At 70.6% G+C, this 20,147-nt stretch carries 17 protein-coding genes and 4 pseudogenes; 11 read left to right on the top strand and 10 right to left on the bottom strand.

Annotated features, from left to right (window positions below):
* Window positions 1-24 precede the first annotated feature (24 nt).
* Window positions 25-606 carry an NADPH-dependent FMN reductase gene (locus BX285_RS31750; protein WP_121179150.1) on the bottom strand — a complete coding sequence of 194 codons (582 nt, stop codon included), beginning with the start codon at window positions 604-606 and terminating at the stop codon, window positions 25-27.
* 122 nt (window positions 607-728) lie between these two features.
* Between BX285_RS31750 and BX285_RS31745 the strand changes: the two genes are divergently transcribed.
* Window positions 729-1,412, top strand: coding sequence for a TetR/AcrR family transcriptional regulator (locus BX285_RS31745; protein WP_121179149.1), 684 nt, complete (start codon window positions 729-731; stop codon window positions 1,410-1,412).
* A gap of 416 nt (window positions 1,413-1,828) precedes the next feature.
* Here the strand turns inward: BX285_RS31745 and BX285_RS39620 are convergent.
* The 3 genes and pseudogenes from BX285_RS39620 to BX285_RS31730 form a co-directional block, all read right to left on the bottom strand.
* Window positions 1,829-1,999: pseudogene (locus BX285_RS39620) on the bottom strand (MBL fold metallo-hydrolase); the annotation flags it as partial.
* Complete coding sequence (locus BX285_RS31735; RefSeq protein WP_121179148.1) at window positions 2,000-2,398, bottom strand: VOC family protein; 399 nt, start codon at window positions 2,396-2,398, stop codon at window positions 2,000-2,002.
* A gap of 195 nt (window positions 2,399-2,593) precedes the next feature.
* Window positions 2,594-3,844 (bottom strand): IS701 family transposase, encoded by a 1,251-nt coding sequence (locus BX285_RS31730; RefSeq protein WP_179852681.1) that lies wholly within the window; start codon window positions 3,842-3,844, stop codon window positions 2,594-2,596.
* Between the two features lie 269 nt (window positions 3,845-4,113).
* Between BX285_RS31730 and BX285_RS31725 the strand changes: the two genes are divergently transcribed.
* Both BX285_RS31725 and BX285_RS38000 read left to right on the top strand, forming a co-directional pair.
* A complete protein-coding gene (locus BX285_RS31725) occupies window positions 4,114-5,115 on the top strand; it encodes a YafY family protein (RefSeq protein ID WP_121179147.1) in 1,002 nt (333 codons plus the stop codon).
* Window positions 5,116-5,304: 189 nt separating this feature from the next.
* Window positions 5,305-6,945 carry a DUF4157 domain-containing protein gene (locus BX285_RS38000; RefSeq protein ID WP_220784005.1) on the top strand — a complete coding sequence of 547 codons (1,641 nt, stop codon included), beginning with the start codon at window positions 5,305-5,307 and terminating at the stop codon, window positions 6,943-6,945.
* Window positions 6,946-7,169: 224 nt separating this feature from the next.
* On the opposite strand, the gene BX285_RS31715 is transcribed toward BX285_RS38000, so the two are convergent.
* Window positions 7,170-8,087, bottom strand: coding sequence for a hypothetical protein (locus BX285_RS31715; RefSeq protein ID WP_097240810.1), 918 nt, complete (start codon window positions 8,085-8,087; stop codon window positions 7,170-7,172).
* A 402-nt stretch (window positions 8,088-8,489) separates the two neighbouring features.
* On the opposite strand from BX285_RS31715, the gene BX285_RS36950 reads away from it, so the two are divergent.
* Window positions 8,490-8,831, top strand: a complete 342-nt coding sequence (locus BX285_RS36950; RefSeq protein WP_183107295.1) for a hypothetical protein — start codon at window positions 8,490-8,492, stop codon at window positions 8,829-8,831.
* 575 nt (window positions 8,832-9,406) lie between these two features.
* Here the strand turns inward: BX285_RS36950 and BX285_RS39615 are convergent.
* From BX285_RS39615 to BX285_RS31680, 5 genes are all read right to left on the bottom strand, one after another.
* Window positions 9,407-9,979: a hypothetical protein gene (locus tag BX285_RS39615; protein ID WP_398901614.1), complete on the bottom strand. Its 573-nt coding sequence runs from the start codon at window positions 9,977-9,979 to the stop codon at window positions 9,407-9,409.
* A 277-nt stretch (window positions 9,980-10,256) separates the two neighbouring features.
* Window positions 10,257-10,781, bottom strand: a complete 525-nt coding sequence (locus BX285_RS31695) for a MepB family protein (RefSeq protein WP_121179144.1) — start codon at window positions 10,779-10,781, stop codon at window positions 10,257-10,259.
* A 169-nt stretch (window positions 10,782-10,950) separates the two neighbouring features.
* Window positions 10,951-11,802, bottom strand: a complete 852-nt coding sequence (locus BX285_RS31690) for an NmrA family NAD(P)-binding protein (RefSeq protein ID WP_310794268.1) — start codon at window positions 11,800-11,802, stop codon at window positions 10,951-10,953.
* A gap of 73 nt (window positions 11,803-11,875) precedes the next feature.
* Entirely contained in the window at window positions 11,876-12,340 is a 465-nt protein-coding gene (locus BX285_RS31685) for a hypothetical protein (protein WP_121179142.1), read from the bottom strand.
* A 159-nt stretch (window positions 12,341-12,499) separates the two neighbouring features.
* Complete coding sequence (locus tag BX285_RS31680) at window positions 12,500-13,018, bottom strand: MarR family winged helix-turn-helix transcriptional regulator (RefSeq protein WP_097240834.1); 519 nt, start codon at window positions 13,016-13,018, stop codon at window positions 12,500-12,502.
* Between the two features lie 1,463 nt (window positions 13,019-14,481).
* On the opposite strand from BX285_RS31680, the pseudogene BX285_RS39610 reads away from it, so the two are divergent.
* The 7 genes and pseudogenes from BX285_RS39610 to BX285_RS39605 all read left to right on the top strand — a co-directional run.
* Window positions 14,482-15,455 (top strand): annotated as a pseudogene (locus BX285_RS39610) (phosphotriesterase).
* 382 nt (window positions 15,456-15,837) lie between these two features.
* Window positions 15,838-16,104: pseudogene (locus BX285_RS31660) on the top strand (muconolactone Delta-isomerase family protein); the annotation flags it as partial.
* 69 nt (window positions 16,105-16,173) lie between these two features.
* Window positions 16,174-16,518: a nuclear transport factor 2 family protein gene (locus tag BX285_RS31655; protein WP_121179539.1), complete on the top strand. Its 345-nt coding sequence runs from the start codon at window positions 16,174-16,176 to the stop codon at window positions 16,516-16,518.
* Between the two features lie 792 nt (window positions 16,519-17,310).
* The gene (locus tag BX285_RS31645) at window positions 17,311-18,000 is read left to right on the top strand and encodes a nucleoside monophosphate kinase (protein WP_097240840.1); all 690 of its coding nucleotides are present in this window, start codon (window positions 17,311-17,313) and stop codon (window positions 17,998-18,000) included.
* Between the two features lie 331 nt (window positions 18,001-18,331).
* Window positions 18,332-19,420, top strand: a complete 1,089-nt coding sequence (locus BX285_RS31640; RefSeq protein ID WP_218893218.1) for a MerR family transcriptional regulator — start codon at window positions 18,332-18,334, stop codon at window positions 19,418-19,420.
* The gene (locus BX285_RS31635; protein WP_259470911.1) at window positions 19,348-19,863 is read left to right on the top strand and encodes a hypothetical protein; all 516 of its coding nucleotides are present in this window, start codon (window positions 19,348-19,350) and stop codon (window positions 19,861-19,863) included. Before BX285_RS31640 ends, BX285_RS31635 begins: the two co-directional genes overlap by 73 nt.
* A pseudogene (locus BX285_RS39605) lies at window positions 19,860-20,099 on the top strand (ATP-binding protein); the annotation flags it as partial. The gene BX285_RS31635 and the pseudogene BX285_RS39605, both read left to right, overlap by 4 nt.
* Window positions 20,100-20,147: the final 48 nt, after the last annotated feature.

The raw sequence follows: 20,147 nt of genomic DNA, 5'->3' as shown, positions 1-20,147 counted from the left end.
GTTTCCCCCCTTTGTGTCGTGGTTTCAGGCGTTGTAGGGGTGGGTGGTGCGAGCGTTCCTGAGGGCGTGGGCCCACCAGGTGAGCTGGTCGAGCATGCCCTTGGCGGCGCCGTTCTGGATGGTCGCGTCCAGTGGTTCGCCGTCCTGGTCGAACAGGCTCCAGACGTTGTGGAAGCTGACGGTGTCGCGGACGGTCGCGGCGTGCAGTTCGGCGAAGACCAGCCGCAGTTGTTCGACGGCGCGCAGTCCGCCGCCGAGGCCGCCGTAGGAGACGAAGCCGACGGGCTTGGCGTGCCATTCGGTGCGGTGCAGGTCGATGGCGTTCTTGAGGGCGGCGGGGAAGCTGTGGTTGTACTCGGGGGTGATCACCACGAAGGCGTCGGCGGCGGCCAGGCGGGGGGTCAGGGCGGCGTGGTGGCGGGCCTGTTCGGGGGTGGCTTCCTCGCCGAGGTGGGCCAGCGGGTGCTCGGCCAGGTCGATGACGTCGATGTCGAGGTCGGCGCGCTGTTCTGCGGTGCGGGTGAACCAGTGGGCGACGGTGGGCGCGAAGCGGCCCTGGCGGGTGCTGGCGATGATGACGGCGAGGCGCAGCGGGGTCCGGGTCACGGCTGTCTCCAGGGGTGGGGTGTGGTCTGGTGCGCCGCCCGTTCGGACGGCACGTCAGGTAAAGTACAACGTGTATGGCAACAAGTACAACGGTGACTGCAACTTTCTTGGAGGCGGCGACAATGCACCAGACCCCCACGACCCCCACGACGGGCGACCGGCAGGACACAGCCGGGCGGCCGCGCCGCGGGCTGGCCGAGAAACGACAGGCCATCACCCGCGCCGCCCGCACCGTGTTCGGCCGCGACGGCTACACCCGTGCCAGCATCGATGCCATCGCGACCGAGGCCGGGGTGTCGACCCGCACGATCTACAACCACTTCGCGGGCAAGGAACTGCTCTTCCAGACCGTCGTCCAGGAAAGCGCCACGCAGGTCGGCGACGCCCAGCTGGACATCATCGACCGCCGCCTGGGGAAGGTCACCGACCTGGAGGCGGACCTGACCGCGTTCGCGCTGGCCTGGGTGGCTCCACTGACGGAGTTCGCCGACCACTTCGGCCTGGTGCGCCAGATCAACGCCGAGGCCCGGCACCTGCCCAAGGCCGCTCTGGACGCCTGGCAGGAGGCCGGTCCGCGCCGGGTCTTCGCCGCCCTGGCCCGGCGCTTCGCGGAACTGGCCGAGGAGGGCTGGCTGCAGGCGCCCGACCCGGGGCGCGCGGCCACCCATTTCGTGCTCCTGACCGCCACCGACGTCACCCAGCGCTCCTACTGGGGCGCCTACCCCCTGGATGCGGCCGAGACCGAGGAGATCGTCACCGCCGGCGTCCAGGCCTTCCTGCGCGCCTACGCACCCTCCAAGCGGTGACCTCACCCACCACCCCGCCCGTCCCGCGCCCGAGGGTCGCCTGCACGCCCGTTACGGGCTGAAGGAGGCCGAGGTGGTACTGCTGCCGGTCCCGCGTCGAGCAGCCCGCCTGAACGGAACACCCCTGACCGGGCGTTGTGGACGGACGTGCCTGGAACGGCTCTCCGGCTGGACGGTTGTCATGTCTGGCGGAACTGCCGGGCGGGCATAGGAACAGCATCCGGTTACGGGCCCGGCCGCGACTCCCCCACGAGTGCGACCGAGCCCCGACCGGTGAGCGGGCCTGGGCGTGACTCCCCCCACGGAGCGGCGGCCGGGCCCGATTGCTGTTCAACCGGCGACACGCAGCGTACATGTCATCTCTACTCAGCGCTACCTCGCGGCGGATGAAGGTGCCGACGTACCCGTGCCGTGCCGGGCATCGGGCCGAAGCAGTCCGAGCTGAAGCAGCCGCCGGTGAGGTCGTCGAAGAAGCCGACGGCGGTGGGATCGTCGAACAGGGGCGGCCGGAACGCGGTGAGCGTGCGGTCGCCGACGTCGAGTGACTCGCCGGGATCGAGAAGGTGGACCCGGTCCAGGGGGAGCGGTCAGCGGGTGAACTTCGCGATGGCCGCCGGTGTGACGGGGGTGAAGAAGTTGACGAGGTTGCCGTCGGGGTCACGCAGCAGGAGCGAGCGGTTGCCCCAGGGCATCGTGGTGGGCCCGGCCACGAAGTCGGTGACGGAGTCGGCCAGGTTGCGGTGCACGCCGTCCACGTCGGTGACGAGGAATTCGGTGATCACGGTGTTGTTGTCGGCCGGACGGGCGGAGCCGGGTGCGAACAGTGCGACGGTGCGGGTGTGGCCGATGGCGAGGGTGGCGCCGGCGGTCCGCAGTTCGGCGAAGTCCTCGGTGGACCAGTGGGCTTGCACGCCGGTGGCCCGCTCGTAGAAGTCGACCAGGCGCGCGACGTCGCCCGTGATGATCCGGATCGAAACGAATTCCATGGTGCTCTCCTCAGGGTGGTGGCGCTGTTGCCCGTGGAACGCTAGAGCAAATAGTGGACAGAACCGGTCCGGTATCGGTGCTATTAGGGCTTGGTCAGGTCTGTTTTCGTGTGGGTATGTCGCGGTGGCAGGTGGGGCAGGCGCCGGCCCAGGTCGCCAGAAGGATCTGGAGCTCGCGGACGACTTGGTAGAGGCTCAGGCCGGCCCCGCGTCTTTTGGGGCGGTGGCCAGTCTGCGCAGGGTGCAGAACGCGTGGGCGAGAGAGACGAGCGTGACGTGGTGATGCCAGCCGGTGAACGTGCGGCCCTCGAAGTGGGCCAGGCCGAGGGCCTGTTTCATCTCCCGGTAGTCGTGCTCGATCCGCCAGCGGAGCTTGGCCATTCGCACCAGAGTGGTCAGCGGGGTGTCGGCGGGCAGGTTCGAGAGCCAGAACTGGACCGGCTCGGCTTCCTTGGCGGGCCATTCGGCCAGCAGCCAGCACTCGGCCAGCTCCACGCCCTCGGTGGCGTCGCGGATCTCGCGTCCGGCCGGGCGGATCCGCAGCGCCACGAAGCGCGAATACATCCGCTTGAAGCCGCTCTTCGCCTTGCCTGGGCGCGACCCCTCCCGCCACGACACCGGCCTGGCCGCTTTCGGCCCGGCAGCGATGGCCAGGTCCTTCACACTGCGGGCCTTGTCCGGGTACTTCGCCACCGGCGGCCGGCCGGTGCCGCTGTAGGCGGGCGTGACGGGCCGGGCTTCGGCAGGGTGCGCGGTCGGCGTGGTGGAGATCCCCAGCACGTAGTGCAGGCCGCGTTGCTGGAGGCCGAGGCGGAAGGCCGCGGCGTCGCCGTATCCGGCGTCGGCGATGGCGAGCGGGACGTGGACACCCCAGCACCGGGTCTCGTCGATCATGTCCAGGGCCAGCTGCCACTTCTCCACGTGGCCCAGGCCTGCGGGGATGCCGCACCGGTCTCGCCGGGCGACCTTGTCCGGGTCGGCCTTCGTCGATTCGGGGTCCCAGGACGCGGGGAGGAACAGCCGCCAGTTGACCGGCGCCGAGGCGTGGTCACGGGCCAAGTGGAGCGAGACGCCCACTTGGCAGTTGGTGACCTTGCCCGCGGTTCCGGTGTACTGCCGCGACACACACGCCGACGCGTCGCCGTCCTTGAGGAACCCCGTGTCGTCGATGATCAGCGCGGTCGGATCGATGGCGTCCTGCATCCTCCAGGACAAACGGGCCCGGACATGTGCCGGATCCCAGGGGCTTGTCGTGACGAAGTGCGCGAGAGCCTGCCGGTTTCCGTCCTCCCCGAGCCGCGCGGCCATCGGCTCCACCGACTTCCGCTTGCCGTCCAGGAGCAGCCCACGCACGTACGCCTGCCCCCAACGCCGCTGGTCAGCGCGCGTGAACGCTTCGAACAACCCCGCCGTGAACGCCTCCAGGTCCTCCCGGACCTCGGCCATCTCCCCAGGTGTCACACACCAACAACGCGCCACCTACTCCCCAGGACACGCCACCACGGCACCGACCTGACCAAGCTCTACTAGGGCCCGTCTTCAAACCTCCGTCGTTCGCCCGGAGGGCGGGCGGGGCGGCGTTGGGGTGCGTGCATCGCAAGGCGGAGGAGGGAGCCCAATGCAGCGCATTGGCGACCGACGACAACGCGGCGAGGTGCGTGCCCCGGCGTCGCCCCGCAGGCGGGGGTTTGAAGACGGGCCCTAGGCTCCTGGGCATGGTTCGACCCACCGGCCGCGTGCTCGCCCTCCTGGAACTCCTGCAGTCGGGCGGCATCAGAACAGCGGCCGAACTCGCCGACCGGCTCGGCGTCGACGGGCGCACCGTGCGCCGGTACGTGGACCACCTGGTCGATCTCGACATCCCCGTCGAGGCGGTCCGCGGCCGCTACGGCGGCTACCGGCTCGCCCCGGGGTACCGCCTGCCTCCGCTCATGCTCGACGACGACGAGGCGCTCGCCGTGCTGCTCGGGCTCCTCGCCGGCCCGAGGACGGGGCTGCTGACGGCGGCCGGGACCGGGACCGTGACCGCGGGTGAGACGGCAGCGGCCAAGATCCGCCGGGCTCTGCCCGAGCGCCTGGCCCGCCGGCTCGACGCCGTCATGCAATCCCTCGCCTTCACGGCCCCGCCCGGCGAGTGGGCCACCCCGGCCACCGGAGTCCTGCTCGCCCTGGCCGATGCGGTGCGCCACCGCCGCCCGATCTCCCTCAGGTACACCACCCGGGACGGCCGGCGCAGCGAACGCACGCTGCACCCGTACGGGATCGTCACCCATGCCGGCCGGTGGTACGTCACGGGCACCGATCCGGGGATCGGCCAGGACCGGACCTTCCGCCTCGATCGCATCGCGGACGCGAGGGCCCTGCCCGGCTCGTTCGAGCCGCCCGCCGGCTCCGATCCGGCACAGCGCGTCCTGTCCGGGCTCGCCGAGGCGGCCTACCGGCACGACGTGGCCCTGCGGATCCACGGGACGGTCGAACAGATCCGCGCCCGGCTTCCCGCCGGCATCGCGACCCTGGAGGAGCCCGCGCCGGAGGACGGCACGGATCCGCATGCCGAGCGCTGGATCCGCGTCGGCGTGCGGGCCGAACGGCTGGACTGGCTGCCCCCCGTCCTCGCCTCGCTCGACCGGCCGTTCGTCATCGAGCGACCGGACGAACTGCGAGACCTCGTCATCGCGTTCGCCGACCGGCTCACCGCCTCCGCCCGCCGGACCTGACACCGCTGCCACCCCGCCCGGCACCGCCGACCGCCTCCTTCTCCTGCTGCCGGTGTGCCTGTCGCCTGTACGGAAGTGCCGCGGGAGACGGTCGCGGAGACCCCGACTCTGCCCTGAAGTACCTTCCGCAGCGCCGTGGCCGTCGGGTTGAGTGGGAGGTTGCCGACGATCCCAGGAGGGCGGAGCCCGATGCGCAAGCGGGAGAACGAGGAAGCCACCAGGGCCGAGGCCGGCCGGGAGGCGAGGCACGCGGCCGCCCAGGCCGGGCATCCACGGTCAGGACTGCTCGGCCTCCAGGCCACCGTGGGCAACGCGGCGGTCGTCCAGATGCTCCGCCGGGCCGGCCACGGCCCGGACGAGAAGGGACACCGGCACGGGGACGGCTGCGGCCACGAGGGCCCCGCCGTCCGGCGTGCGGCGGCCCCGGCCGTTCAGCGCTCCTCCGTCCACCAGGTCCTGCGCGGCCCCGGCCGGCCTCTGGACCAGGCCATCCGTACGGACATGGAGTCCCGCCTCGGCGCCGACTTCTCCGACGTGCGCATCCACACCGGCGCCGCCGCCAGGGCCTCCGCCGCCGAGGTCGGCGCGCGTGCCTACACCTCCGGCAACCACGTCGTCATCGGCGAGGGAGGGGGTGACGCGCACACCCTCGCCCACGAGCTCACTCATGTCATCCAGCAGCGCCGAGGGCCGGTCAGCGGCACCGACAACGGCAACGGGCTGTCGGTCTCGGACCCCACCGACCGCTTCGAGCGCGAGGCCGAGGCCAACGCCCGCGCGGTGATGAGCCGCCCGGCCCCGCAGGCGTCCTCCGACGTACAGCGTGCGCCCGGCCCCGGGAACGGGACGGCCGGTGTGGCGCAGGCGCCCCTGCAGCGCACCCTCGCGGCAGGCCTCGCGAAGGGGACCCAGGTCGTCAAGCACACGGACGAGGGGGACGTCGAGGGGCAGACGATCCTCAGTTTCGGCTTCGGGTCCTACCTGATCTCCGAGGGCGCGGACGGCAAGAAGCCCCGGGCGTCCCTCAAGGACAAGTCGTGGGGGACGGTCGCGGACCGGGAGACGTCCCGCGCGGAGTACGAGGCGGCTCGCGCCCTGGAGTTGGACCCGGCGGTCCTCGCGGCCAAGCAGAAGCAGAAGGACCTCGACCTCGGCGAGAACTACCTCAGTGCCGACTACCGCCGGATCAACCCGCTCCTCGCGGCCCTCGGGCAGGTCGGCTTCACCCCCAGCGAGATCGCCACCCCCGGCTTCTCCTACAAGTCCAAGGAGAGGGAGGTGCTCGACACCTGGCGCAGTGTCGCCATGGCGCGCGGTTACGCGGACGAGCAGAGCACGGCGGCGTGGGACGAGAAGCACCTCGCGGACACCTTCGACATCTTCGCCCGGATCAACGGCGTGTGGGACGACTTCACGACGCCCCCCGCGAACGCGGACGGCAACGTGGTGCGCGGCGACAGCAAGCACATGTACGACTCGTTCGGCGGCATCCTCAAGCAGCAGGAGAGCCACCCGGAGGGCGGTTACGTCTCGGTGGACCAGACGATCGAGTGGCCGGCGATCCTGTCGACGACGTACGGCGATCCGTTGACCCACACGTACGTGGCGGGCAAGGAGATCGTCTGGGAGTTCGGCCTCCCGGAGGGCCACCGGGGGAGGGCGCTCGGCAGGAACAACCAGTCCGAGGCGGAGATGACCTTCCCCATCGGCACCAAGATCCACATCACCCGGATCCTCGTGCGCAGTGGCGACTTCCGGCAGGAGAAGTCGACGAAGTACGGCGAGAGCGCGGCCGTGATCGTCTTCGCCGACATCCTGGCGGGCGAGTGACCGACCCGACCGGCCATGCCCCCTCGTGGGCGGCGGACGCGGTCCCGCGAGATCCCGGCCACCTGCTGCCGCGCGCCGCTGCAACCGCCGGGCAGTCAGGACGCGTACGCGGGACGTCAGTGGTACGGGGGATGCTTGGCGGCCGATCCGACCGGTCGTGAACGGACGACGGACGCCCGCGGTCCGGGGACCGCGGGCGTCCTGGGTACCTCAGCGGTGCCGCGTCAGCGGCGGGCGCCCCGACGGCGGGCGATCACCAGCGCGCCCCCGCCGACGGCGAGCAGCGCGGCCCCGCCGGCGCCGTAGACGATCATCTGGCTGCTGTTGCCACCCGTGCTGGCCAGGGTGCTGGCCGGCGTGGTCGAGACCGGATTGGCGGTCGGCTTGCCGACCGGGCCGGTCGTGTCCGCCGGGGCGGACGGCGCCGGCACGGCCGGGGCGGTCGACGGGCCGCTGGACGGCGTCCCGGTGGTGGCCGGCGCCGACGGCTTGGCGGTGGTGGAGGGCGAGGCGGTGGCCGTCGCGGTGGCGGTGGCCGAAGGCGTCGTCGTGGCGGTGGGAGTCCCGGTCGGGTGCGGGGTCGCGGTGGCCGTGGGCGACGCCGAGGAGGTCGGCGTGCCGGTCGGGGTCGGCACGCAGGCCTTGCCGCCGTTCCAGGCCGAGATCAGGTTGTCCGGGAAGACGCCGTCCGGGTACCTCGGTGCGGGGTTGGCGACGCCGTCGAACTTCTTGTCGCCGTTGTACAGGTCGATCTGGCCGTAGCACTTCGGCAGGTGGGCGGAGACGTCCAGGGTCGCCTGGCGGTTCCCGCTGCGCAGCGTCGTGGTCGCCCAGCCGAGGAAGGTCTGCTTGCCCGAGGTGGCCCAGGTCGGCCCCTCGGTGTCGTAGGAGGCCAGCGAGACGCGGTAGTCGCAGCCGTCCACGACGTCGCCGACCAGGCGCACCTGGATGACGCCGTGCGGCTGGGACATCCGGCCGTCGGAGATCCAGCTCTTGCCGCCGTCGACGGAGAACTGGACGCCGACGGCGCCGCACTCATGCTGGGCCTGGGCCTGGGCGGTGCCGGCGGTGAGCAGCGGAGTGCCGACGGCTATGCCGAGGGCGGCGAGGGTCGAAAGGCTCCGGCGCAGGAGTTGGTGCACGAGGAAGCTCCCTAGGGGTTGCACACGGTTCGTGTGGGACTCACCGCTCCCCGGTGGCGGTCCGGACGGCCCGTCACCGGAACTGAGCGGCGTGAAACCGTGACCGTACCCGATGGCCCGCCAGAGCACCGACGCCGCCTACCGCCACCTCGCCCGGCACCGCAGCCCAGTCCCTCTCCACCGCCCTCGACCGCGGCGGCCGCTACCCGCCGACCGAGCGACGTGACGCTTCCTCAGATGCGCCCGACCTGCCAAGATCCGCTGGTGAAACACGTCACTCATCGTCTCCATCCGGCACAGATACGCCGCCAGTGGATCTTCTCGACGCTCTTCCTGGCCGGTGGTGCCTACCTCCTGTACCGCGGTTCGCTCCTCCCGATGAACGCCCGGAGTGCGGCCGTCATGGCTGTCGGCGTTCTCCTGGTCATCAGTGGACTCCTCCAGGTGAGGGGCGCTTTCAGCAGCGTGAGCTTCGACGAGCGCGAGATCTGGTGGACCGGCGCGTTGGGCGCCGGCAAGCGGTTCGCCTGGGCGGACATCACCAACGTCGAGGTCGGGAAGAACCGCAACCGCCCCGATTCCGGGGACGTCGTGCGGGTCACCCACCGGGAGCACGGTGACTTCAAGCTGCCGGCGGTGATCGGCATGCCGGGCGCCTGGCGCGACCCGGACTTCGAGACCAAGGCGGCCGACGTCATCGCCACCTGGCGTGCGGCGACGGCGACGTCCGAGCCCGCGGCGTAGTCGGCCGTCGCGACCACCCTGGAGCTGCTGGCCGGCTGCCAGGAGGTCGACACGTCTCTTGATCGGTACGGCAACGGCTTCTCGAAGTCGCCGGCGGCCTCTGCCGGCGCGAACACCGCTGCCGGCCGAGGCCGGGGCCGGCGGTGGAGGAGACGCCGAGCACAGAGTCGGAGACTCAGTGCATACTCCCATCACCGGACTGCCTCTTTAACATGAGGTGTGCATGGTCACTCCCGGGCCTTACGAGCCCTGGACTTGCACGGCGGGCGTTTCCGCCTCTGACGCCTCGGAAGTCTCGGCAGTCTCGGAAGTCATGGCATGGGGGGTGCGCGTGGCCGTGGAGGGGCCGTGGTGCACGTCCGGCCCGGAATCCCGCCTGTCGTCGGATCGGATCACGCTACAAGCGGAGGTGCTGTGCACGCACAATGGGGAAGCAGTGAACAGGCGCAGTTCCGCCTCCTCGGGCGCTTTGAACTAACGCGTGGATGGCCGAGCACGCGACGGACCCGGACCTACCGCCGGCTGGCTGGACCGACGAAGCGGTTCACGTTCACCGCATCGGGGTGGAACCGCACTCAATCTCCGTCGGCACCGCACGGGATGACATGGTCGAATCGCTGATCACCGTCCACACGTCCGCGCCAATGATCGAGTCGGCAGCTGAGCACATCGTGGAGGTGGACCTGGCTGCCCCAACTGGCCAACTCGCCCTCTCCAGCCCGGGAGTCCACCCGGAGGACGGGCCGAGCATGACCGTTCCCGCTGGGCTGTTGCGAGCCCGGGTCTCCTTCATCCCGTCTGGCCCACCGGTCGTCGACACCAACGGCGGCCCCGGCGATCACTTCCTCTATCGGATCGACCTCTGGCCCGCCGACCAGCCATGCGGGCTCGTCGTCCTCAAGCAGGGTCCGAATCCCTGGGCAGGATAGATCCTCCTGCCGTCGACTATGCCGAGCAGAACAGCCGCCGCACAGCCCACAATCAGGCTTGCCTACAGCCTTCTCGGCATAGTCGCGGTCTCGGCATAGATCGACGATGATCAGATCGGTGCGGGTGATCCGGGTGATCGCCTTCGAGACGGAGTCGTCGACGTGGTGGCGACGGACCAGCGCGCCGAGGTCCTCGATGGTGAACCAGGCGACGGTCATCACAACGCATCGGCCAACTGCTTGCACAGCGTCCACCGTCAGTTCCTCCGCCGCCGAGAATCGGGCACCGGGATCACCCGGACCGGCTCGACCGCCCCTCGCGGAGCTTCGCCAGGGGCGGCGCACGACGCCATGGCCGCACCGCAGATCCGGCATGCGGCCCGGGTGAATTGACCTCTCACGGAATCTCAGCCAGAACCGGTTTTTCAGGGATCGCCATCATCGGTGCGGCCGCCGTGCTGTTCCAGGTTGCCGAACGCCGTGGCGCAGCGCGCACCTACGGGTGGTAGAGGGCGTGGGCGAGAGTCAGGTCGGCAAGCCCGTCCAGGCCAAGGTTGAGGAAGTAGTGCACCTGCCATGCCTGCGTGCCGCGGGCCTGCCGGTTGGTCGTGGTCACCCACGGCGGGTAGACGCGGAATCCGCGCTTCCCGCCGGAGCCGTTGCGGGAGACGATGTTGCGCTCGCACAACACCTCGCGCGGGAACACGAACTGTCCGAAGCCGTCGTCGTCGTGGCTGCTGATGACGAAGAGGTCCACTCCGTCGTCGGCGTCGAAGGGCCGGATCGGCCCCTCCGGCGACCGCTGCCACACGGTGACGAACTGGCCCACCTTCGTCGGGGTGGTCTTGGCCACGCGGAACCGAACCGGCCGGTCATCGAGCGTGAACGCGCAAGCCGCGTACTCGGCACTCTCCGGTTCGGGCACGGGCAGCGAGCAGGCGAAACCGCTCGGGTCGTACACCGATGCCTTTGCTGCCAGCAGGTCACCGTGAAGGCTCGTCCACGGCTGATTCGTCACCATGCTGTCATCCTGCCATCGCACCCGTTCGCGCTGCTTCGGCAGGAGATCGAGGCCCCGCCGCGAGGTGTCCGACTGGGCACCCAAGCGCAGCGAGTACCTCGACGGGCGACGCCTTGTGCCGCGCCCCGTGCTTTCGCCGGCGTGCCCAGGGACAGCAGAGCTCCCTGGATCACTCGAAGTGGGTGCGGTGTTCGTGAAGGAAGGCGTCGAGGGTGCGGGGCGGGCGGCCGAGGATCCCGGTGACGGTGGTGGTGGGGAATTCGGGCCGGGCGATGGCGAGTTGCTGGATCTCCACGACGTGGTCGGCGAGCCAGACGGGCATGCCGGCCTGGTGGATGAGGTTGTCGCGCAGCTCGTCCGGGGCGAGGTCGATGTACTGGATCCGGCGGCCGGTCAGTTCGGTCAGCCGGGCGGCGAGGTCGGGGTGGGAGACGGGTTCCGGTCCGGTCAGCGTGTAGGTGCCGCCCGCGAGGTGGCGCCGGGTGAGCACGGCGGCCGCGACGTCGCTGATGTCGCGGCAGTCGATGTAGTTGCAGGGCGCGTCCCTCATGGCGCCGAGGAAGAAACCCTTTGCCACGGTGGGCGCGAGGCGCAGCAGGTTCTGCATGAACGCGTAGGGGCGCAGGACGGTGCTGGTGAGTCCGCTGGCGTGCAGGTGTTCTTCGACGGCGTGGTGTCCGCGGGATATCGCGACGGGTGCAGCAGGCTCGGCGGCGGGGGCGGAGAGCTTGACGATGTGTGCGATGCCGCTGTGGGCGGCGATGTCGATGACGCGGGTTTCGAGTTCGACCTGTGCGGGGCTGTTGGCCATGGCGAGGAAGAGCTGGTCGGCGCCCTCGAAGGCGGTGCGCAGCGAGTCGGGGTCGCCGGCGTCGGCGTAGCGGACCTCGATGGGCCGCTCGTGCGGGTCGGCGGTGGCGGGCAGCGGCCGGTGCGGGCTGCGGGTGAGTGCGCGCACGGGTACGTCGAGTGCGCGCAGGCTGTGGAGCAGGGCGGTCCCGGTGGTTCCGGTGGCTCCCATGACAACGATCATCGAATGTGTCCTCAGTGCTTGGTGTCGTCCGCGGCAGCCGGTGGCGCCGGGGCGGGTTCGGTTACGGCCGGAGCTTGGCGATGGTGCTGCGCCAGCGCAGGGTGACGATGGTGGTGGCGAGGACGGCGGAGACCGGCAGGTCGATGCGCAGCCGCTGCAGCCAGGGGGCGGCGTGGACGGGGGTGCGGGCCAGCAGCCATTCGGCAGCGAACCATCCCAGCGCCGCCGCCAGGCCGGCGGTCGCGATGACGAGCAGCACGGTCAGGACGACGCGCGGCAGGGTCGTGGTCCAGCCCCGCGGCTGCCCGCCGTGCTGCAGCCAGGTGCCGATCAGGAACGCCACCGCGGCGGAGGTGCCGGCGATGGAGGTGCAGGCCGCCACTGTCAGGTCCGCCTGTCCGGTGACGACTCCTGCGGTGCCCGCCGTCAACGCGGGGGCGGCGTAGGCGGTCAGCACCTCGCGCCACAGCGCGAACGGCCGGGCGGCCGTTCGGCTCGGGCGGGTTCTGTCCTTCGTTGCAGGCATCTCGGCCTCTTCATCTCGTTCGGGTTCCGAAAGGCTGAGGGGGTTCGGCCGGGCTGTCGATCGGCCTGCCCTCACCAGATAATTAGCTGGCTAATTATTGCTTCGCAAAGAGGGGCTCTCATCCACGCGATGAGAGCCCGGATTCCCTTTGTGGCCGGGTCAGTCGGCGGTCAGGGCCGAACTGCCGCGCACGACGCGGGCGAGCAGGTCCAGGAACACCGTGCGCTCCTCGACGGTGAGTCCTCCCACCATCGCCTCCAGTCGCCCGAAATGCTCGGGCGCCATGTCGCGCAAGCGCTGCGCGCCGCGCGCGGTCAGGACCGCGACCGTGCCGCGCCCGTCCTCGGCGGACGGACGCCTGGCGATCAGGCCCTCGCGCTCCAGCCCGTCCAGCAGGCCGGTGACCGTGGCTCTGGAGACATCGAGGTCGGCCGCCAGTTGCGAGGGGGACTTCTCTCCCCCGGTGCCTTCGAGGTCCGAGAGCAGGCGGTAACGGCCCGTCGACAGTCCGAACCTGGCGAAGTGGGCCTCGGCCGCCCGGCCGACCCTCGCGCCTGCGGAGATGAGCCGCACCGCGACCAGTACCGCCTGTGGGTCCGTGTCCAAGTCGTAGTGCCGCAGCTGCCATTCGGCCTGCTCCAGCGTGGGCTGCTCGCTGTCGACCCCGCCGTTCGTCATGCAAGTAATATGGCAGCTAACAACTTGGAGTGTCAAGGCACGATCATCAGGCGAATCGGGACCTGGCCCAGGCACTGGAGCGATCGGCCGACCCAGCGCCTTCGGGCGCGCGAACGTCGCCGGGGATCCGAGGGATGGTGGGCGGGCGGCTTCGGGGGTGGCCGGCAGGGCGACGATGGTGACCGGTGAACACCATGGATCCCGAGCTCGTTGCCGTCGCCTTCGGCATGGACCCCGAGGCCACACTCTCGTGTACCTGGCTGACCAGGTCGACCCCGGACGCCTGCCACCCTGCACAAACCCGGATGCGAGTGCCGCACGGCACCCCTGGGCTCCGGCCACGGAGGGCGGGGCGCCGTATCGACCGTCGGTGGATCGGAGATGCACGGGGCATGGCCGTCAACTGTTCGCGATCTGCTTCAATGCGACCCGGCCGTCGGGCCTGGCGCGGTTCTGGTCCGGGGTCCTGGGTTGCGAGTCGGCCGACGGTCCGGACGGCGCTTGTTGGGCCGGTAGCTGGGGCCGATCATGATGACCTGGTGGCTGGTGTTGATCAGCGAGCGTGCCTGCGGCTCGGAGACCAGCGCGACGCTCACACTCCAGGCCAAGGCCACCACGACCGGGCCGGTCACCAAACACCGCCACCGCCCACAGCAACGAGACCGACCTGCACCCGGGCAACAACGCCGACTCCGTCACCGTCTGCGTCGAGCCGGCTCCCACCTGCCCGCCGTGCCCGCCGACCTCCGGCGGCTGCGGCCCCTGCGAGCCCTGCCTGCCCGCCATCGACCCCAGCGCGTGCAACGCCCTGACCCGTACCCCCCAGGGATTCCTCGTCCCCGCCACCACCTACACCGGCCGCGCCCCCAGCCCCACCATCGGCACCGGCCGCGCCGTCGACATCACCGTCACCGAGGCCCCCGGCTGCCCGAACGCCGTCACCATCGGCGCCCGCCTGGCCGCCCCCTGCGGCGAGGCGACCCCGCCGGGGCCGGGCACCGACGTGAGCGGCGTCCCCGCCGACCGGTGGACGTCGGTACAGGGAGCCGAAGTCACTCTGCCCGGCCCCGGCCGCTACCTGCTGCTCGGGGGCGATCCGCGGACAGTTCGACATCCCGCCCGGCGTGGAGACCGACGCGTGGATGGTCGGACGCCTCTTCAACGTCACCGCCGGCGCCCCGGTCAGCGACACCGAGGTGCTGGTGATCTACCGCCGCGACACCATCAACCCCGCCGCGACACCATCAAAACCCCGCCATCGGCCCCACCGGCACCACCCTCGCCGTCATCGAGGTCACCGCCCCGACCGTGATCCGCGCCGAGGTCAGCGTCCAGATCCGGCTGGGCCGAATCCGGAACGCCTACGCCTGGTCCGACCTCAACGGTCGCACCAAGGTCGGCTATCTGAAGACCGGCGACTGACCGCCCGCAATGTCGGCCGCCGGCGCTCCGGGTTCGTCCCCATGCCGGCGGCCGGCCCGCGGCAGTCGGCCCTCAGCGCCGGGCCGGGCACCGGCTGGGAGCTGCACGAGTACCGCCACTCCTGCCCGACCCACCTCATCGCGCGGGACACGGCGAGTCCGTCGCACCGTGACCGGCCTCTTCCGGCCTCGCTGGGCATCCTTCGCGCAAAGCCGCCGGGACAAGGGCGAGGCATGGTGGACGAGGGTGTCGAGAGAGCCGTGATGACGGTGCTGGGGCCGGTGGATGCCCGCGAGCTTGGACTGACACTCATGCACGAGCACCTCTTCATCGACCGGGCCAGGATCCTGCGCGACGACGACTACCACCTGCACGAAATGCCGCTGGCCGTCCGAGAACTCTCCTCCTTCGTGCAGGCCGGCGGTGCGACCGTCGTGGAGGTGACCAACCACAACCTGGCGCGCGATCCCGACGGCCTGGTCGAGGTGGCGCGGCGCAGGGGGTCAACATCGTGATGGGCTGCGGCTGGTATCGCGAGCCCTACTACGACCAGGAGTTGTGGACCCGCACGGCCCGGGAACTCGCCGACGACATCGTGCGCGAGATCCGCGAGGGCGTCGGCGAACACCGGGTACGGTCCGGCATCATCGGGGAGATCGGCACCGACCGGCACTACGTCTCACCGGTGGAGGAGAAGTCCTTCCGGGCCGCCGCCCGAGCCCACCTGCGCACCGGCCTGACCATCACCACTCACGCCTCCCAGCGCAGGGTCGGCACCGCCCAGCTCGACCTGCTGGAGGAGGAGGGCGTGGACCCCGGCCGCGTCGTCATCGGCCACTGCGGGCACTACGCCGACACCGAGTACCACGACGCCCTGGCCCGCCGCGGCTGCTGGGTCCAGTTCGACCTCCTGCCGCGGCTCATGGCGGCCGGCGTCAGCAGCGCGGAGATCGACACCATCCTCGTCGACAACCCGCGCGCGGCACTGACCAACCGCCGCATGCCGCACGCCTGACCCACACGACCACCTCTCCGGCGACACCGATCCGGAACCGCTCATCTGGACAGGCCAGTTGAGCGGTTCCGGTGATCGGCTCAGCTCAGGCCGAATGCGCTTTTGGTGACTGTGTGTGGTGGTGGGGTGGTGGGCCCCTCGGGGGCCGGTTTCCGGGTGTGAATTCTGCCGGGTGTTCCGTTCGGCTGTTTTGGCGCGTTGGTTGCTGGTGTTGGTCTGAGTTTGGTGGGGATTAACTCGCGAAGCAGGGTGACGAGCTGACGAGGCCGTCTGGGGCTTGCTCATCAGGACCGCCCGATCTGGCTGATGCAGACTGGGAAGAGGCGCGCCGGCCAACCGCAGGGCGGGTTCCCGTACGGCCGGCTACCCGAAAGAGGTGATCATGGAATTCCTCGTCACGATGACCACCCACGTCCCGGACGGGACCCCGGAGCAGGCTGTCGAGGACATCCGCGCCCGCGAGGCCGCACGGGCGCGAGAGCTCGCGACGCAGGGACACCTGCTCCGCCTGTGGCGCCCTCCCCTTCGACCGGGCGAGTGGCGCACCCTCGGGCTCTTCGCTGCCCCCGACGGCGGCCGACTGGAGGAGGTCCTGGCCTCCATGCCGCTGCGCATCTGGCGCACCGACGAGGTCACGCCGCTCTCGCCCCACCCGAGCGACCCCGGCCACGTCGGCGGCGCCACGACTGCGACGAGCAGCACAGCGGACAACGAGAAGATCCTTCGTGGCATCCTCGACGAGTGGAAGGCGGCCGTCGACGCGCACCAGCCCGAGCGGGCCGCCTCCTGCTTCGCCGAGGACGCGATCTTCCAGGGCCTCCATCCGTACACCGTCGGTCGCCGCGGCATCGCCGACTACTACGGCTCCCAGCCGCTCGGGATGACCGCCGACTACCGGATCCTCGAAACCAGGCAGCTGGTCGACGGCGTGGTGCTCGGCTACACGAGTGTCGACTTCTCGTTCACCGACCGGCCGACGCTCACGGTGAACCTGAGCCTGGTGGTCAAGCGGGCGGCCGACCGCTGGTACATCAGCCACTACCAGGTGTCCAAGCTCGGTTGACGGTGACCCGGCAGGCCGCCGCCACGCTCGCCCTCTCAGGGGATTCCGATCCCGGCCACCTGCGCCACGTGGTCCGAGAGGAAGGTCGTGCCGCCCGACGGCATCGCAACCGGCTCAGTGAAGATGCGGTCGGTTCCGATGACCGGCCAGCGATCTGGGTCACGTGGACGAGCAGACAGTCGACCCGGTACGCCGTTGCACCGGCAGGCGGCAGCTCGGCGTGGAAGGTGGGCAGGTCCTCCGCGGCGAACGGGGTCCCGCCACGTGCCGGCGTCCGTCATCGCCTCGTACAGGGTGGACCCGCCGGCGGAGGGCGGTGAGCCACGAGAAGTGCGCTCCACCGCCCACCGCTTGGGCTGGACCTGGAAGCCGCGCTCCCATGCGATCGACTCGTCGCGTGCCTGGTCGTAGCGGACGCGGGTGCCGCGGCACCCCGTGGTCTCCACCACCCGGTAGGTCTCCTCGGTGATACCGAGCCGCTGCGCCACATCGGCACGGCTGGGCCCGGCGGTGGATCCGGCGCTCGTGTTCGACGGTGCACAGGTCGGCCCGGGTGACGCCGACGGCGCCTGGGGCGGTGCGCCCATGCCCGGGCCGAACCTCGGTGTTGGAGTTCAGGTTCGGCCCGTCAAAGACGTTGGCAGGCTGCGGTTGCGGCATGGCAGGATCGCAACTCGCGAAACCTGACGTGATTTAGCGACCTGGTCGGGAGGGGCGTCCGCGTCTGCATGTCCAAGTTGCGGGCTTCCCAGTGGATCTGCGATCAGAGCCAAGCCAAGGAGTGATGGACTGATGCGCGTCGTTCTCTTCCAGCCTCCAGTGTTCAGGCGGGAGACTCCGGCCGCTTCGCTGGCTGAGGCCCTGGAAGTGCCGCAGGTCCACTTCGGCGATCTCATGCGCGCTCACCTCTCCCAGGGCACCGAGCTGGGAATCCGAGCTGCCGAGATCATCAACTCCGGCAGGCTGTTTCCCGACGAGATCATCACCGCGATCATCCGGGACCACCTGCTCCGGGTGACCGATGCGGGTTTCCTCCTCGTTGGATACCCGCACAGCGTCGCCTTGGCGCTCGCACTGGATGAGTTGCTCCGCGAGCTCGACAAGCCCCTAGACAACGTTCTGCACCTGCATCTTCCCGGGGAGGAGAAGGAGCGCCACGTCCGTCGCCTGGCGGGCCGCCGCCTCTGCCGCAACGACCAGACCCACGTCTTCGAGCCATCGCTGGATCATCCCCTCGTCGAGGACGTCTGCAACGTCTGCGGCGGTGAGCTCTATCAACGCGGGAACGACAACGAAAACAGCATCCGCGGTCGGTTCAGGTCCCACGAGGCGATGCTGGAACCCATCACCCAGCACTACGCCAGGCAGCATCTCCTCGTCACGGTCGAGGCTGTCGGCACGTTCGACGAGATAACCAGGAGCGGGCTCACAGCGCTCCGGAAGCACGGCCCCCGGCCCTACTCGGGGCCGGCGACGTCCTAGTACTCCAGCAGGACTTCGACGTTTTGCCTGGTCAGAGGCTGCGTGGTGCAGTGTGGTGGGCTGATGCTTCATCAGGGGCGGTCTTCATGGGTCGCCCCTCGATCGTGTGCAGTCGGCGTTGGTAGCGGCAGTGGCGGCCGACGGCCTGGCGTTGTCGGCGCCGGATGGGCCGGTTCAAGGCCTCAGCGCGGGGCGTGCGGCGTGGGGGATGCGGAGCCTGGTCTCATGGCCGGCCACGCGCGGTACCAGGAGCGAAGCGCTTGACCCTCACGTGGCGTGATGCCGCATAGTCGCCGACGTGGAAGAGCACGAGCACCTGACCGTTGGACGTGTGGCCGAGTTGGCCGCCGTGAGCGTTCGCACCCTGCACCACTATGACGAGATCGGCCTCGTCCAGCCGTCCGCGCGGACCAGCGCCGGGTACCGGGCCTACTCGGCGGGCGACGTGGAGCGCCTGCGGGAGGTGCTCGCTTTCCGGCGGCTCGGCTTCGGGTTGCGCGAGATCGCGGATCTGGTGGACGACCCGGCCACCAACGCGGTTGCGCGCCTGCACCGGCTGCGCGGCCTGCTGGTGGAACAGCAGGACCGCACTGCCGTCATCGTGGCGGCCATTGACAAGGAACTGGAGGAACGGGCCATGGGGATCAGGGCGACGCCGGAGGACCAACTGAAGGTGTTCGGCGCGCAGTTGTACGAAGCAATCGGGACCGCCTACCCGGCGACCCGGCGCACCGAGCCGCGGATCGCCGCGAGGATCTGGGAGGCGCTCGGCGACGCGCGGACGGTACTGAACATCGGGGCCGGCACCGGCTCCTACGAGCCCCCGGACCGTGAGGTCACGGCGGTGGAACCGTCGGCGGTGATGCGGGCGCAACGTCCCGCGGGCGCGGCGCCGTGCGTGGCCGCCAGTGCGGAGCGCCTGCCGTTCGCTGACCAGTCTTTCGACGCCGCGATGGCGGTCAGCACCGTTCACCACTGGCCGGACCCGATCGCCGGGCTGCGCGAGATGCGGCGGGTGGCCCGGCGCGTGGTGGTGTTCACGTACGACGCCAGTACGACCGGCTGGCTTCAACGGTTCTGGCTCACCCGCGACTACCTGCCCGAATTCGCTGACCTTCTCGCCAACTGGCCCTCACTGGCCGACATGACCCGCGCGATCGGGGGCCGCGCGGAGCCGGTGCTCGTACCATGGGACTGCGCCGACGGCTTCTTCGAGGCCCACTGGCGTCGGCCCGAGGCGTACCTGGACGAACACGTGCGCCGCGCGGTGTCGGTGTGGACCCGAGTCGGCCCGGAGGCCGAGCAGCGGGCGGTGAACATGCTCCGCGCCGACCTCGCCTCGGGCCGGTGGGCCGAGCGCAACCGCGACCTCGTCGCCCTCGACGCGGCCGAGCTCGGCCTTCGCCTGCTCGTCGCCTGAGCGCGACCGCCCTCGACCAGGCCCGCTCCGCCGGGAAGTTCACCCCGGTCCACGACGCCTGGTGGGCCGCGGCGGTCAGGGCCCACGGCGACGCCGAGGGCACCCGGGCGCTGATCGAGGTGCTGCTGCTGGGCCGCCACCTCACGCACGAGCACATCGTTGCTGGCCTGGCCACCGCACTGCGGGCGGGGGCACTGACCGCGGACGCGGTCGCTCTGGAGGCCCGCAAGGCCGCCCAGGTCGAGGACGAGCCCGCCGTCGAGGTCCCGGCCCCGAGGCCGGTTGCCGGGCCGGGGGCCGGGACGGTGACGTTCCTGCACGAGTGGAGGCTCAACCACCTTCCGCAGGACACCAGGCCGCTGCCCTCGGTCAGCCACTACGACCAGTTGCTCCGACACCGCCGCGCCGGCGGCGGTGACCTGCGAGAGGGAGAAGCCCCATGACCGCCATGCTGCCCCGCCAGCGGAACCTGACCGAACAGGCCGCGACCACGGCCATCGACACGGCCTGCCGGCTGCTGCGGCTGCCATCGATCCGAGGCGAGTTCGCCGAGATCGCCGACCGGGCGGTCAAGGACCAGATGACCTACCGCGGCTTCCTCGCCGAGCTGCTGATGGCCGAGTGCGACGACCGGGGCCGGCGCCGTTCGGAGCGGTGGATCAAGGCCGCCGGGTTCCCCCCGCGACAAGTCGCTGCGGACCTTCGACTTCGACGCCAACCCCAACAT

Origin of the sequence: Streptomyces sp. 1114.5, from assembly GCF_003635085.1 — a bacterium.
GTDB lineage: Bacteria > Actinomycetota > Actinomycetes > Streptomycetales > Streptomycetaceae > Kitasatospora.
This window is presented reverse-complemented; position numbering and strand designations above follow the sequence as displayed.

Bases quoted from the DNA above. Each gene is read 5' to 3' on its own strand.
- BX285_RS38000 (WP_220784005.1), top strand. From the start codon at position 5,305: ATGCGCAAGCGGGAGAACGAGGAAGCCACCAGGGCCGAGGCCGGCCGG.
- BX285_RS31730 (WP_179852681.1), bottom strand. From the start codon at position 3,844: ATGGCCGAGGTCCGGGAGGACCTGGAGGCGTTCACGGCGGGGTTGTTC.
- BX285_RS31695 (WP_121179144.1), bottom strand. From the start codon at position 10,781: ATGGTGACGAATCAGCCGTGGACGAGCCTTCACGGTGACCTGCTGGCA.
- BX285_RS39615 (WP_398901614.1), bottom strand. From the start codon at position 9,979: ATGACCGTCGCCTGGTTCACCATCGAGGACCTCGGCGCGCTGGTCCGT.
- BX285_RS31735 (WP_121179148.1), bottom strand. From the start codon at position 2,398: ATGGAATTCGTTTCGATCCGGATCATCACGGGCGACGTCGCGCGCCTG.
- BX285_RS36950 (WP_183107295.1), top strand. From the start codon at position 8,490: ATGGCTGTCGGCGTTCTCCTGGTCATCAGTGGACTCCTCCAGGTGAGG.
- BX285_RS31690 (WP_310794268.1), bottom strand. From the start codon at position 11,802: ATGGGAGCCACCGGAACCACCGGGACCGCCCTGCTCCACAGCCTGCGC.
- BX285_RS31725 (WP_121179147.1), top strand. From the start codon at position 4,114: ATGGTTCGACCCACCGGCCGCGTGCTCGCCCTCCTGGAACTCCTGCAG.
- BX285_RS31645 (WP_097240840.1), top strand. From the start codon at position 17,311: ATGCGCGTCGTTCTCTTCCAGCCTCCAGTGTTCAGGCGGGAGACTCCG.
- BX285_RS31680 (WP_097240834.1), bottom strand. From the start codon at position 13,018: ATGACGAACGGCGGGGTCGACAGCGAGCAGCCCACGCTGGAGCAGGCC.
- BX285_RS31745 (WP_121179149.1), top strand. From the start codon at position 729: ATGCACCAGACCCCCACGACCCCCACGACGGGCGACCGGCAGGACACA.
- BX285_RS31685 (WP_121179142.1), bottom strand. From the start codon at position 12,340: ATGCCTGCAACGAAGGACAGAACCCGCCCGAGCCGAACGGCCGCCCGG.